The 12,699-nt window shown below is 69.7% G+C and carries 12 protein-coding genes and 1 pseudogene; 8 read left to right on the plus strand and 5 right to left on the minus strand.

All coding sequences use genetic code 11. The features are described 5' to 3' along the window. Window positions 1–476 precede the first annotated feature (476 nt). The 4 genes from ABZS42_RS06335 to ABZS42_RS06350 all read right to left on the minus strand — a co-directional run bounded on the left by ABZS42_RS06335 (window position 477) and on the right by ABZS42_RS06350 (window position 2,723). Complete coding sequence (locus tag ABZS42_RS06335) at window positions 477–935, minus strand: hypothetical protein (RefSeq protein ID WP_355142895.1); 459 nt, start codon at window positions 933–935, stop codon at window positions 477–479. Between the two features lie 210 nt (window positions 936–1,145). Continuing rightward, entirely contained in the window at window positions 1,146–1,400 is a 255-nt protein-coding gene (locus tag ABZS42_RS06340) for a Smr/MutS family protein (RefSeq protein ID WP_355142896.1), read from the minus strand. Window positions 1,401–1,484: 84 nt separating this feature from the next. Beyond that, window positions 1,485–1,853, minus strand: coding sequence for a tetratricopeptide repeat protein (locus tag ABZS42_RS06345; protein ID WP_355142897.1), 369 nt, complete (start codon window positions 1,851–1,853; stop codon window positions 1,485–1,487). A gap of 108 nt (window positions 1,854–1,961) precedes the next feature. Further along, entirely contained in the window at window positions 1,962–2,723 is a 762-nt protein-coding gene (locus tag ABZS42_RS06350) for an ROK family protein (protein WP_355142898.1), read from the minus strand. A gap of 62 nt (window positions 2,724–2,785) precedes the next feature. Between ABZS42_RS06350 and ABZS42_RS06355 the strand changes: the two genes are divergently transcribed. The 3 genes and pseudogenes from ABZS42_RS06355 (at window position 2,786) to ABZS42_RS06365 (ending at window position 5,635) form a co-directional block, all read left to right on the plus strand. Continuing rightward, the gene (locus ABZS42_RS06355) at window positions 2,786–4,423 is read left to right on the plus strand and encodes an ABC-F family ATP-binding cassette domain-containing protein (RefSeq protein WP_355142899.1); all 1,638 of its coding nucleotides are present in this window, start codon (window positions 2,786–2,788) and stop codon (window positions 4,421–4,423) included. Between the two features lie 39 nt (window positions 4,424–4,462). After that, window positions 4,463–4,708, plus strand: a pseudogene (locus ABZS42_RS06360) (hypothetical protein); the annotation flags it as partial. A gap of 201 nt (window positions 4,709–4,909) precedes the next feature. Beyond that, window positions 4,910–5,635: a methyltransferase domain-containing protein gene (locus ABZS42_RS06365; protein WP_355142900.1), complete on the plus strand. Its 726-nt coding sequence runs from the start codon at window positions 4,910–4,912 to the stop codon at window positions 5,633–5,635. Window positions 5,636–5,785: 150 nt separating this feature from the next. On the opposite strand, the gene ABZS42_RS06370 is transcribed toward ABZS42_RS06365, so the two are convergent. Beyond that, entirely contained in the window at window positions 5,786–6,799 is a 1,014-nt protein-coding gene (locus ABZS42_RS06370) for a LacI family DNA-binding transcriptional regulator (RefSeq protein ID WP_355142901.1), read from the minus strand. Between the two features lie 146 nt (window positions 6,800–6,945). On the opposite strand from ABZS42_RS06370, the gene ABZS42_RS06375 reads away from it, so the two are divergent. From ABZS42_RS06375 to ABZS42_RS06395, 5 genes are read left to right on the plus strand one after another with little or no spacing between them, the layout of a single operon-like run. After that, entirely contained in the window at window positions 6,946–8,457 is a 1,512-nt protein-coding gene (locus ABZS42_RS06375) for an alpha-N-arabinofuranosidase (RefSeq protein ID WP_355142902.1), read from the plus strand. 41 nt (window positions 8,458–8,498) lie between these two features. After that, the gene (locus ABZS42_RS06380; protein WP_355142903.1) at window positions 8,499–9,827 is read left to right on the plus strand and encodes an ABC transporter substrate-binding protein; all 1,329 of its coding nucleotides are present in this window, start codon (window positions 8,499–8,501) and stop codon (window positions 9,825–9,827) included. Window positions 9,828–9,833: 6 nt separating this feature from the next. Then, a complete protein-coding gene (locus ABZS42_RS06385; protein ID WP_355142904.1) occupies window positions 9,834–10,802 on the plus strand; it encodes a sugar ABC transporter permease in 969 nt (322 codons plus the stop codon). Window positions 10,803–10,812: 10 nt separating this feature from the next. Further along, window positions 10,813–11,664: a carbohydrate ABC transporter permease gene (locus ABZS42_RS06390; RefSeq protein WP_355142905.1), complete on the plus strand. Its 852-nt coding sequence runs from the start codon at window positions 10,813–10,815 to the stop codon at window positions 11,662–11,664. Between the two features lie 29 nt (window positions 11,665–11,693). Beyond that, window positions 11,694–12,671 (plus strand): glycoside hydrolase family 43 protein, encoded by a 978-nt coding sequence (locus tag ABZS42_RS06395; RefSeq protein WP_355142906.1) that lies wholly within the window; start codon window positions 11,694–11,696, stop codon window positions 12,669–12,671. Window positions 12,672–12,699 lie beyond the last annotated feature (28 nt).

Here is a 12,699-nt window from a genome sequence, read left to right on the forward strand (position 1 = left end):
TCGAGCCTCGCCCTGCCCAACCTCCGGCCCGCCTCGTCCTGCATCTCCACGTCATGGTGGTCCTCAGCCCAGTCGTCTCCTACGAACAGCACGCCATCCTCCCTTCAGTTCCACAGTCGAGCGAACTGTCTGGCAGCGTCCGGGAGAACTTCCGCGAGCTAATGAACAAGTGCTCACGCCAGCGGGGCGGGCACGACATCCCATCAGCGGTCACGTCTCCCGACCACCGGCAGGGGCACGATCTGTCACTAGGACTGCGAACGCGTCCTGCAACCGCGAGTGCTCACCCGCCAGCAGCTACCGGATCCGAGTCTGCCGCAACCGACCCGGCAACTCTCATTAGCAACCGCGCCGGACGGCGGCACGCTGACGTGGGCTGGCATGGACGAGGCTCCGAGCGTGCGGTCGTTCCCGGACGAGGGTGGACGCGGTGCACAGAGCTTGTAAGCGAGCGCTCCGCCGCAGTCCGGGGTGAGTCACCGGTCCCGGTTCCAAAGCGATGCACTGACGAGAGCCGTAAGCGCTTGGCGTTCGAGAGCGAGGGCTGTTTCTCTGTCGGCCGTCGTCGCCCAGCTGATGTGAAGGTCCGCGTGATGGATAGCCTCTTGAGCCCACGAGGCCGCCCTACGCGTTTGTCCCGCCTCCACCTCAGCCACTCGCTGCCGTAGCCACTCCAAGTCCGCGAGGGCGCGATCCAGGGCTGCCTCGCCGAGTCCACTGACGGCCGCCTTGCCGCGGTAGTAGACCGTGAGCCGGCCCTTGATGCCCTGACCCCGACGCTCTCCTGCCATCCCGACATAGACCAGCGGGCCGGTTGCTCGTTGGCGGGCAAGGTATACACCAGGCAAGCGTGGCGCCTGCTGAATCGCGAGCGCGAAAGGCATCCATGGGGACCACGGTGCGAGCTCGGCGATGATGCCGAAGGCGTCGGTCATGTCGGGATGCTGCCTCCGGAGTACGTGACCGAGCAAGCGGCGGGCCGCGCCGACGACAACGACGAGGCTCCCCGCAGGTTCAAGGCTGGGCACAGATCCGGCACAACCGAGCGCGAGTAACAGCGGAAGAAGCCGGAAACTGACGAAAGGCGTTTGAGCAGGTCAGAGGCCCGGCCATTAATCACGTGGGAGGTCGGTGAGCTGGGGATGTTACTTCCAGCGGAAGTGCACGAACAGGCGACCGAAGTTCTTGGAGTCCTTCTCCACCCGGTGGTAGAGCTGCTTGACGTCCTTCTGGTCGAGAAAACGCAGCACCCGCTTCTTGAGCTGACCGGACCCCTTGCCGGGAATGATCTCCAGGAGGGTCGCCTTCTTGGCGACCGCCTCGTCCATGACCGCCCGCAGCGCGCGGTCGATGTCGTGACCCTTGTTGTAGATGTCGTGGAGATCGAGCTTGAGCTTCACCAGTTCATCCTAGGTGCGGCGGGCCGGGGCCCGGAGACGGCGAAGGGCAGCCCGCATGGGCTGCCCTGTCCGTTTGCTTCGACGTCAGCGACCGCCGCTGACCCGGTTCTCCACCCGGGAGACCGCGGTGCGGTAGTCGTGGTTGTCGCTGTGCATGGCGGCGGCGATCCGCAGGTGCCGGAGCGCGTCCGGGTACCGGTTCAGCCGCTCGAGCGTACGGCCCAGCACGTGGTGCGCGTAGTGGTCGCTCGGGTCCCGATCGACCAGCTCCTGCAGGTGCTCCTCGGCCCGGTTGAGCTGGGCGGACTTGAAGTACGCCCGGGCCAGCAGCTGCCGCACCGAGGCGTTGTTCGGCTCTGCCTCGACGATCGGCTCGAGCAGTCGGACGGCTTCGGTGGCGTCACCGATCTCGAAGAACAAGGTCGCCCGCCGGTAGTCGGCCAGAAGATCCATTACCATCCCTCGTCTCGTGTCGGTCACTCGCCTTACACTCACGTAACGCCGCCCGGGCCTCGACTGTTCCTGGGTGGGTGGGAGTGCGACAGTGCCCTGCCCAACCGGTCAGGCGGGACGGGCGGCGGCCAGGTCCCAGGCGCGTACGCCGCCGACGATCCCGGCCGTGTTCGGCACCACCACCACGTCATCGCCCATCCGGACCAGCTGATCCGGCCGGACCAGCCGCGAGTTGCCCCCGCCCAGATAGAGCCGGTCCCAGCGGAACACCGGTCGGAGCCCATCGACCACACCTCGCACCCGACGTGACCAGAACGCATCGCCGAGCCGCCGCCGTTCCGGCTCGCCGATGTACGTGTCGTACGTCATTCCCCAGCGCACCGGCGCGTGCGACAGCTCCAGGTGCGGCGCGAGCACCCCGCCGTCGAACAGGGCGGAGCCCAGCCCGGTGCCGAGCGTGAGCACCAGTTCCAGCCCGGTGCCGGCCACCACCCCGGCGCCGTGCACCTCGGCGTCGTTGAGAACCAGCGCGGGCACCCCGAACGCGTCTGCCAGCGCCGACCGCACGTCCCAGCCGGACCACTCGGCGAGCAGGTCGGGATCCACCTTCGTACGCGGACCGGCCCGGGTGACGTAGTGCGGCGTGGCCACCACCACGCCGTGCCGCAGCATGCCGGGCAGCCCGACGGTCACCCGGTCCGCCGGAGGCAGCTGGGCGCCCAGGTCGAGCAGGGTCTTGACGAAGAGCGAGGTGGGCAGCGGGTACGGCGTGGGCACCCGAAGCGGGCGGGTCCGCATCGTGCCGGCCTCGTCGAGGACCGAGGCCTTGATGCCCCCGCCACCGCAGTCGATCGCCAGTGTGGTCACCACTCCGCCGAGTCTGCACCTTCCGGCCGGGTCACGTCCGCCGGGCCGGATAGGCTCGCCTCCTCATGAGCGCCACGTTGATCGTCAAGAACCTTTCCGCCGGGCACGGCGACAAGCCGCTCTTCACCGGACTGGACCTGGTCGTCGCGCCGGGCGACGTCGTCGGCCTGGTCGGACCGAACGGTGCCGGGAAGTCGACGCTGCTGCGTACGCTCGCCGGGTTGCTGCCGGTGGAGGCCGGCAGCGTCACGCTCAACCCGCCCACCGCGAGCGTCGGGCACCTGCCGCAGGAGCCGGAGCGGCGCCCGGGCGAGACGGTGCGCGCCTTCCTGGCCCGCCGCACCGGGGTGGCCGCGGCGCAGATCGCCCTGGACGCCGCCACGGAGGCGCTCACGGCCGGACGGGCCGGCGCCGACGACGCGTACGCCGAGGCGCTGGAGCGTTGGCTGGCGCTCGGCGGCGCGGACCTGGACGAACGGGCCGCGCAGGTCGCCGCCGAGCTGGGCCTCGCGGTGGACCTGGAGCAGGAGATGACCGGTCTCTCCGGCGGCCAGGCGGCACGGGCCGGGCTCGCCTCGCTGCTGCTCAGCCGGTACGACGTGTTCCTGCTCGACGAGCCCACCAACGACCTGGACCTCGCGGGGCTGGAGCGGCTCGAGGAGTTCGTGACGGGACTGCGCGCCGGCACGGTGCTGGTCAGCCACGACCGGGAGTTCCTGACCCGGACGGTGACCCGGGTGCTGGAGCTGGACCTGACGCAGCAACAGGTCAACCACTTCGGCGGGGGCTACGCGGCCTACCTGGAGGAGCGGGAGGTGGCACGGCGGCACGCCCGCGCCGACTACGAGGAGTACGCCGACAACCGCGCCGCCCTGGAGGCCCGCGCGAGGGCGCAGCGCGCCTGGATGGAGAAGGGTGTCAAGAACGCCCGGCGCAAGGCCACCGACAACGACAAGATCGGGCGGAAGTTCCGCGCCGAGGCGACGGAGAAACAGGCGGCGAAGGCCCGCCAGACCGAGCGGCTGATCGAGCGGTTGGACGTAGTCGAGGAGCCGCGCAAGGAGTGGGAGCTGCGGATGGAGATCGCCGCCGCGCCCCGCGCCGGCGCCGTCGTGGCCTCGCTCCGCGATGCCGTGGTACGCCGCGGCGGCTTCACGCTCGGGCCGGTGAACCTCCAGATCGACTGGGCCGACCGGGTGGCGGTGACCGGCGCGAACGGGTCCGGCAAGTCCACGCTCCTGGCCGCCCTGCTGGGCCGGCTGCCGCTCGACGCCGGCCACTCCGCGCTCGGCCCGGGCGTGGTGGTCGGGGAGGTCGACCAGGCCCGGGGTTTCTTCCTCGGCGACGTACCGCTCATCGACGCGTTCCGGGCCGCCGTACCGGAGATGTCGCCGGCGGACGCGCGGACGCTGCTCGCCAAGTTCGGTCTGCGCGCCGGGCACGTGCTGCGGCCGGCCGCGACCCTCTCCCCCGGCGAACGGACCCGGGCCGCGCTGGCGCTGCTGCAGGGGCGCGGGGTGAACCTGTTGGTGCTCGACGAGCCCACGAACCACCTGGATCTGCCCGCCATCGAGCAACTGGAATCGGCACTGGCCGGCTACCCGGGGACGCTGCTGCTGGTCACCCACGACCGGCGGATGCTGGCGGCGGTGGCGACCAACCGGCGGCTGCGCGTGGACACGGGGCGGATCGCCGAGGATTGATGCCGTGCCGACGGCGCCGTCCGGGGTGAGAATGACCCCATGCTCAAGTGGGAGTACGCGCTGCTGGTCCGCCGGCGCCAGGCGGCGACCACCGACCTCGGCTGGGAGGTCACGTTCGTCTGGTACGGCCCGGACAGCTCGATGGTCGATGTCACCCCATACGGGGACACTGCGCTGGCCCACCTGAATCGGGCGGGTGACCAGGGCTGGGAGTTGGTCGCGATGAGCGAGGACCCGTCGATGCCCGGCAACAACGAGTTGCACCGCTACCACCTCAAGCGACCCAAGCCGGCGGCTCCTCCGCCCAGGCAGCGGATGCGGATCGGCGGGCGGCCGCGGCGTACCGCCACCGGCTGACCCGCGCGCAGGCGGCACGGTCGGCGCGGCTCGGGCTACCGCCGTGTCGCTCCGTGCTCAACCGCAGGCGTGCCCGTCGCGGCAGGCATACCGGACGCCGATGCGGGTAACGGGCGGCCGGAGGTGGACATGGTCGCGTTGGCACAGACCCCGCCGTCGGGCGATCGTCTGCGGGCGATCGACGGATTCCTCGCCGAAGCGTGGGCGGATCGGAAGGCACACGACGACCGGCTGCGCGACCTCGCCGTGGAGGTGCGTTTCGACCGGGGGGTGGCCCACGTGACCGGCGAGGTCGCCGATCCGGAGCAGCTGCGGCTGGCCCGGGATCGGATCGGCCAGTTGGCCGGGGTGCTGGGCGTCTGGTGCAAGGTTCGGATCGCCGGGCGCGATCCGGTGGTGGTGGACCTCGGCTGCGGCCCGAACAAGCAGTGGCCGGGCAACCTGGGGCTGGACATCTTCCCGGCATCGGGGGTGGACGCGGTGGCCGACCTGTCGGGTTCCCTGCCGCTGGCCGACGACTCGGTCGACGTGTTCTTCACCGTGCACATCCTGGAGCATCTGATCGATTTCCTGCCGCTGCTCGACGAGTGCCATCGGGTGCTCCGGCCTGGTGGCGTACTGCACGTGATGAGCCCGTGGTGGGGGCACGTGAACGCGGTGGCCGACCCGACCCACGTACGGCTGCTCGATGTGCAGACGTTCAAGGGGATCTGTCTTCAGCGTCCGCCGGGTACCCCACGCTGGTACCCGCTGCACGCGGGCTGCGACGGCGCCTCGATCTTCGCCGACCTCACTCCCGTACCACCCGACGCCGAACCACCCACCAACTCCCACCTGGCCCGCTTCTTCGACTGACCACCCACCCGACCCGCGCCCGGTCGGCACCGCGCACGGGGTCCTCAGCACCCGTGATCATGAAGTTATTGCTCCGACACGCCGACATTTCGGGCAATAACTTCATGGTCACCGGGGGAAGCAGGGCCGGGGGAAGCAGGGGACCGGGGGTCAGGGTTGGCGGCCTCGGGTGGATTCTCGGGGTTCCAGGCGGTACGGGGCGGCCAGTTCGCGGGGCGCCGCGTTGCGATCGCCGTCGATCCGGTTGGCCAGCAGTTCGACCGCGAGCCGGGCGATCCGCTCCTTGTCGGGGGCGATGGTGGTCAGGGTCGGCACCGAGAACCGCCCGTCCTCGATGCCGTCGAAGCCGGCCACCGCGACGTCCTCGGGCACGCGCAGACCCGTCTCGTGCAGAGCCCGCAGCGCGCCGAGGGCGAGGGTGTCGTTGAAGCAGAAGACGGCGTCGGGTCGTACCCCCGAGGAGAGCAGGTTGCGCATGGCGGCCGCGCCGTCCGCGCGGTGCCAGACCGGAGCGGGCGCGACCAGGGCCTCGTCGTAGCCGAAGCCGGCCTCCTCCAGCGCGCTCCGGTAACCGTCGAGGCGGAGCCGGGCGCTGGCGCCCTCCGGGGTGCGCTGGGAGCCGATGGCGGCGATCCGGCGGCGGCCGAGCCCGACCAGATGGTTGGTGATCTCCCGGGCGGCGGCCACGTTGTCGATCACGACATGGTCGGCGGGGCCGTGCGCGACGCGTTCGCCGAGCAGCACCATCGGGGTGCCGTCCAGGTTGATCAGGTCGTCGGCGGTGAGCGCCAGCGGACTGAAGATCAACCCGTCGATGAGGTGGTCGGTGATGCCGGACGCGACGACCCGTTCCTGCTCGCGACCGCCGCCGGTCTGGTCGATCAGCACGGTCCAGCCGAGATCGGCGGCGGCGGTCACCACGTGCCGGGCGAGTTCGGCGAAGTACGGGATGTCGAGCTCGGGTACGGCCAGCGCGATGATGCCCGTGCGCCCCTTGCGGAGGTTGCGGGCGGAGAGGTTGGGCCGGTAGTTGAGCGCGGCGATGGCCTCCTCGACCCGGGCCCGGGTGTCGGGCCGGACGTGCGCGTAGCCGTTCACCACGTTGGAGACGGTCTTCACCGACACTCCGGCCCGTTCGGCAACGTCCTTGAGCCTGTGCCGCATTCGACCCCCTCCCCCGACGTAACAACCGGCACTTTACCTCGTCGTCAGCTCTTTACAACGTTGCCTACAACGTTGTAGAAACCAGGGACACCGGGTGCGCGGTGACTGCGGTCACCCGGCATCAGAAATGACGAAAGGTGACATTCGTGCGGACCGCGAAGCTCACGATCGACCCCGCATTCGCGATCGGCCCGGCCGACCGACGGCTCTTCGGCTCCTTCGTCGAGCACATGGGACGGTGCGTCTACGGCGGGATCTACGAGCCCGGCCACCCCGACGCCGACGAGCGCGGGCTGCGACGTGACGTGCTGGACCTGACCCGGGAACTCGGCGTGTCGGTGGTCCGCTACCCGGGCGGCAACTTCGTCTCCGGCTACCGCTGGGAGGACGGCGTCGGCCCGGTCGGCGACCGCCCCCGCCGGCTCGACCTGGCCTGGAAGACCATCGAGACCAACGCCTTCGGCCTGCACGAGTTCATGACCTGGGCCGACGAGGCCGGAGTCGAGCCGATGATGGCGGTCAACCTCGGCACCCGGGGCGTCCAGGAGGCGCTTGACCTCCTGGAGTACACGAACCACCCGGGCGGCACGCACCTGTCCGACCTGCGCCGCAAGAACGGCGCCGAGGAGCCGTTCGGCGTACGCCTCTGGTGCCTCGGCAATGAGCTGGACGGCCCCTGGCAGGTCGGGCACAAGACCGCGGACGAGTACGGCCGGCTGGCCGCCGAGACCGCCCGCGCCATGAAGATGGTCGACCCGTCGATCAGCCTCGTCGCGTGCGGCAGCTCCAACCGGCGGATGCCCACCTTCGCCTCCTGGGAGGCGACCGTGCTCGAGCACACCTACGAGCACGTCGACTACATCTCCGCACACACCTACTACGACCCCTCCGACGGGGACCGGGCCAGCATCCTGGCCTCGGCCGTCGACATGGACAACTTCATCTCCGAGGTGGTCGCCACCGCCGACCACGTCGCCGCCAAGCAGCGGCAGAAGCGGAAGCTGAAGATCTCCTTCGACGAGTGGAACGTCTGGTACGAGTCCCGCCTCCAGGCCGACCTGGACCGGCGGGGCTGGGTCGAGGCGCCGGCGCTGATCGAGGACGACTTCACGGCGGTCGACGCGGTGGTGGTCGGCGACCTGCTGATCACCCTGCTCCGGCACGCGGACCGGGTCGGCGTGGCCGCTCAGGCGCAGCTCGCGAACGTGATCGCCCCGATCCGCACCCGCAACGGCGGACCGAGCTGGCGGCAGAGCATCTTCCACCCGTTCGCCCTGACCGCCCGGTACGCGCGCGGCACCGTGCTGCGTACCGAGCCCGTCTCGCCCAGCTACGAGACGAAGAAGTACGGGGACGTGCCGGTGCTGGACACCGTCGCCGTGCACGACGAGGAGACCGGCGAGCTGACCGTCTTCGCCGTCAATCGCGGTGACACGGACCTCGCGCTGGATCTCGACCTGCGCGGCCTGCCCGGTATGTCCGCGCTGTCCCACGTGAGCCTCGCCGCCGGCGACGACCCGGAGGCGATGAACACCGAGGCCGAACCGGACCGGGTGACGCCGCGCGAGTTGACCACCCCCACCATCGACGGCGGCCGGTGCTCGGTGTGCCTGCCAGCCGTCTCCTGGAACGTGCTGCGCTTCGGAAACCCGCTCTGACCAGGGCACACTTCATACCGTCCCCCAAGGAGAGATACGGCATGATCCACAACGAAATGAGCCGGCGGCGGCTCCTCGGGCTCGGCGTCGGGCTCGGCGCCGCGGCCACGCTGACATTGGCGGGCTGCGGCGGTGGCGACTCGTCCGGGCCGGCTGCCGGCGGCAACGGTGGGAAGGACTACACCGGGCCGAAGGTGGACCTGAAGCTGTGGAACGGGTTCACCGGCGGCGACGGTGAGATCTTCAAGACGCTGGTGAACCAGTTCAACTCCGAGCACCAGAACATCGCGGTCTCGGTCGCCACGTACCAGTGGGAGGACTACTACAACAAGCTTCCCAGCGCGGCCTCCAGCGGCAACGGGCCGGACATCGCGGTCATGCACATGGACCAGCTCGCCACGTTCGCCGCCCGCGGCGTGATCAGCGAGCTGGACGACGTGGCCAAGACCCTGGAGCTGACCGAGGCGGACTTCGCGCCGACGGTCTGGCAGGGCGGGCTCTACAACAACAAGCGGTACGGCATCCCGCTGGACATGCACCCGCTGGGCTTCTACTACAACAAGTCGGTGATGGAGAAGGCCGGGCTGGACCCGAACAAGCCGCCGACCACCCGGGACGACTTCACCGCCGCCCTCACCGAGCTGAAGAAGTCGGGCGTCCAGGGCTTCTGGATCAGCCCGTTCCAGTTCACCGGCGGGATGTCCTTCTACTCGCTGATCTACCAGTTCGGCGGCAGCCTCTTCGACGCCGAGGTCAACAAGGCCACCTTCAACGCCGACCCGGCGGTCGAGGCGTGCACCTGGATGGTCGACATGATCAAGCAGGGGCACTCGCCGGCGAACGTCGGTCAGGACGCCGAGTACCTGGCCCTGAAGAGCGGCAAGAACGCCTTCACCTTCAACGGCATCTGGCAGATCAACGATCTCAAGAAGAGCCCCGATGTCCAGTGGGGCGTGGCGCCCCTGCCGCAGATCGGCAGTAAGCCGGCCGCCTGGGCCAACTCGCACAACTTCACCATCGTCAAGCAGCGCGCCAACAACGCCAACAAGGTCCAGGCGTCGAAGGTCTTCATCAACTGGCTCAGCCAGCACTCCCTCGACTGGGCCAAGGGTGGCCAGGTGCCGGCCCGCAAGAGCGTCCGGGAGAGCGCCGAGTTCAAGGCGCTGACCGAGGTGAGCTCGCTCGCCCCCGAGCTGGACTACGCGGCCTTCCCGCCGGCCACTCCGGGCCTCGGCGAGGTCATCACGACCTTCTACAACTCGTTCAACGAGGCCGCGCTGGGCAAGAAGTCGCCCAAGCAGGCGCTCGACGACGGGGTGGCGAAGGCCAACCGGCAGCTCGAGGACAACCGCAAGAAGTACGGGAGCTGATTCTCCGTGGCGGACGTGATCGAGGTCGGGGCGGCGCGCGGTGACGCGCCGCCCCCGGCGGCCGGTGCTGCCCGCCGGGGCGCCAAGTCGGCGAACCGGGTCGGTCGGGCGACGCCGTATCTGTTCCTCACTCCCTATCTGGTCCTGTTCACGGTCTTCGGCCTGCTGCCGATCGTGCTCGGCCTCTATCTCAGCGTGCACCAGTGGGACTTCCAGCTGCCCAACCGGCCGTTCGTCGGGTTGGACAACTACAAGGAGCTCTTCTCCAGCGACTCGGCGGTCTTCGGGGACTGGTGGCAGAGCGTCCGGGCGACCGCGATCTTCACGGTCATCTCGGTGCCGCTGCTGATGGTGGTTCCGCTGGGGCTGGCGCTGCTGCTGAACCGCTCGTTCCCCGGCCGGACCTTCTTCCGGGCGGTCTACTTCGCGCCGTACGTGCTGGGCGTGGCGGTGATCGGCCTGCTCTGGCGGTTCCTGCTCGACGCGAACCTGGGCCTGGTCAACCGGGTGCTCGGCGTCGTCGGCCTACCGGCGGACACCCCCTGGGTGACCGACGTGCCGTGGGCGTGGGTCTCGCTGGTCGGCGTGACCGTCTGGTGGACCTCCGGGTTCAACGCCGTGATCTACCTGGCCGGTCTGCAGGACATCTCGCCCGAGCTGTACGAGGCGGCGAGGGTGGACGGCGCGACGGCCTGGGAACGGTTCCGGCACGTCACGCTCCCCGGGCTGCGCCCGGTGCTGCTCTTCGTGATGACCACCACCGTGCTCGCCTCGGCGAACGTGTTCGGCCAGTCGTTCCTGATCACCCAGGGCGCGCCCGGCACGGAGACCCGCACCGTGGTCTGGTACATCGTCGAGCAGGGGCTGCGGAACAACGACGCCGGCCGCGCCGCCGCGATGACCATCGTCTTCGCGCTGATGCTGGCCGTGGTGAGCCTCGCCAATTTCCGCCTCTTCCGCTACCGGGAAGACTGAGGGAACCGCCATGACGACGCCCACGCGCACCGCGCCCGCGCACACGCTGCGCCGGGTCGGGCTCTACGCCATCCTCGTAGCGCTGGCCCTGGTCTTCCTGATCCCGCTGGCGTGGATGGTCATCACGTCGCTGAAGACCTACGACGGCGCCCAGCGCATCCCGCCGGACTGGCTGCCCGACCCGATCTCCGGGTACGGCTACCAGCAGATCCTCACCAACTCAGCCAACCCGGTGCTGCGCTGGTTCCTCAACAGCATGCTGGCCGCCACGCTGCACTCGATGCTGGTGCTGGCGACCGCCTCGATGGCCGCGTACGCCCTGGCCCGGATGCGGTTCCGGGGTCGCGGAGTCTCCTTCGCGCTGATCGTCGGGACGCTCTTCATCCCGCCGACCTCGCTGATCATCCCGAACTTCCTGATCGTCGACTCGCTGAACTGGATCGACACCCTCGCCGTGGTGGTCGTGCCGGGCGCGGCGAGCGCGTTCGGGGTGTTCTTCCTACGCCAGTTCTTCCTCTCCCTGCCCAAGGAGCTGGAGGAGGCCGCGGTGCTGGACGGCGCGAACCAGTGGCAGATCTTCTACCGGGTGGTGCTACCGCTCTCGAAGCCCGCGCTGGCCACCCTGGCGGTGCTGTCGTTCCTGACCAACTGGAACGACTTCCTCTGGCCGATCTTCGTGTTGTTCAGCCCGGAGAAGCTGACCCTTCCACCCGGCCTGGGACTGCTCCAGGGCTCGTACGTGACCGACTACCCGGTGATCATGGCGGGTGCGGTGCTGGCCAGCGTGCCGGTGCTGATCCTCTTCGTGCTCGCCCAGCGGCACATCATCCAGGGCGTGTCCCGCAGCGGCCTGAAGGGATGACGCGCGGAAGGCGCCGGAGAGGCGGTGCGGTGGCGGTTCTCGCCGCCGCACTGCTCGTGTCCGGCTGCGGTGACACCAACGAACCCACACCCACGAGTACGGGGAGCGACCCGAGCATGTTCACCAACCCCGTCATCCGCACCGACTCCCCCGACCCGCAGGCGATCCGGGTCGGCGACACCTGGTACCTGTTCCACACCAACGCCGGCGGCCGGAACGTGCCGGTGCACACGTCCGCGAACCTGACCGACTGGACGCCGGCCGGGGATGCCCTGCCGGTGCTGCCCGGGTGGGCGGACCCCGGGAAGACCTGGGCCCCGGAGGCCATCCAGCTCGGGCCGGAGTCGTTCGTGCTCTACTACACCGTCGCCGGCCGGGAGTCGGGGCGGCAGTGCGTCGGGCGAGCCGTGGCGAACGCGCCGGAGGGCCCGTACCGGGACGAGTCGGCCGGCCCGCTGATCTGCCAGGCCGAGCTGGGCGGGGCGATCGACGCGAGCCCGTTCCGGGACACCGACGGCAGCCTGTGGTTGCTGTGGAAGAACGACGGCAACGCCATCGGGGTGGACACCTGGATCTTCTCCCAGCGTCTCTCCGAGGACGGATTGAGCCTGGTCGGTGAGCCGACGAAGCTGCTCAAGCAGACCGAGCCGTGGGAGGGCGACCTCATCGAGGGGCCGTTCTTCCACCGCCAGGAGGGGAAGGTGTACCTCTTCTTCGCGGCGAACGCGTACGACAAGGCGGAGTACGCCGAGGGGTACGCGATCTGCGAGTCGCCGAGCGGGCCGTGCGTGAAGGCCCCGGAGAACCCGATCCTGAAGAGCAACGAGGTGGCCTCCGGGTCGGGGCACGCGTCGATGGTCGTCAAGGACGGGCGTACCTGGCTGCTCTACCACGCCTGGCCGCCCGGCCAGGAGGGCAGCGTCGACCCCGGCCGCCAGACCTGGCTGAACGAGGTCGTCTGGGCTAACGGCAAGCCCGTAGTGAAGGGCCCCGCCCTCACCCCCTAACCCCATCCCGTCCCGCGCGCACTTTCAC

This window comes from Micromonospora sp. NPDC005367 (assembly GCF_040606825.1).
Classification (GTDB): Bacteria; Actinomycetota; Actinomycetes; order Mycobacteriales; family Micromonosporaceae; genus Micromonospora.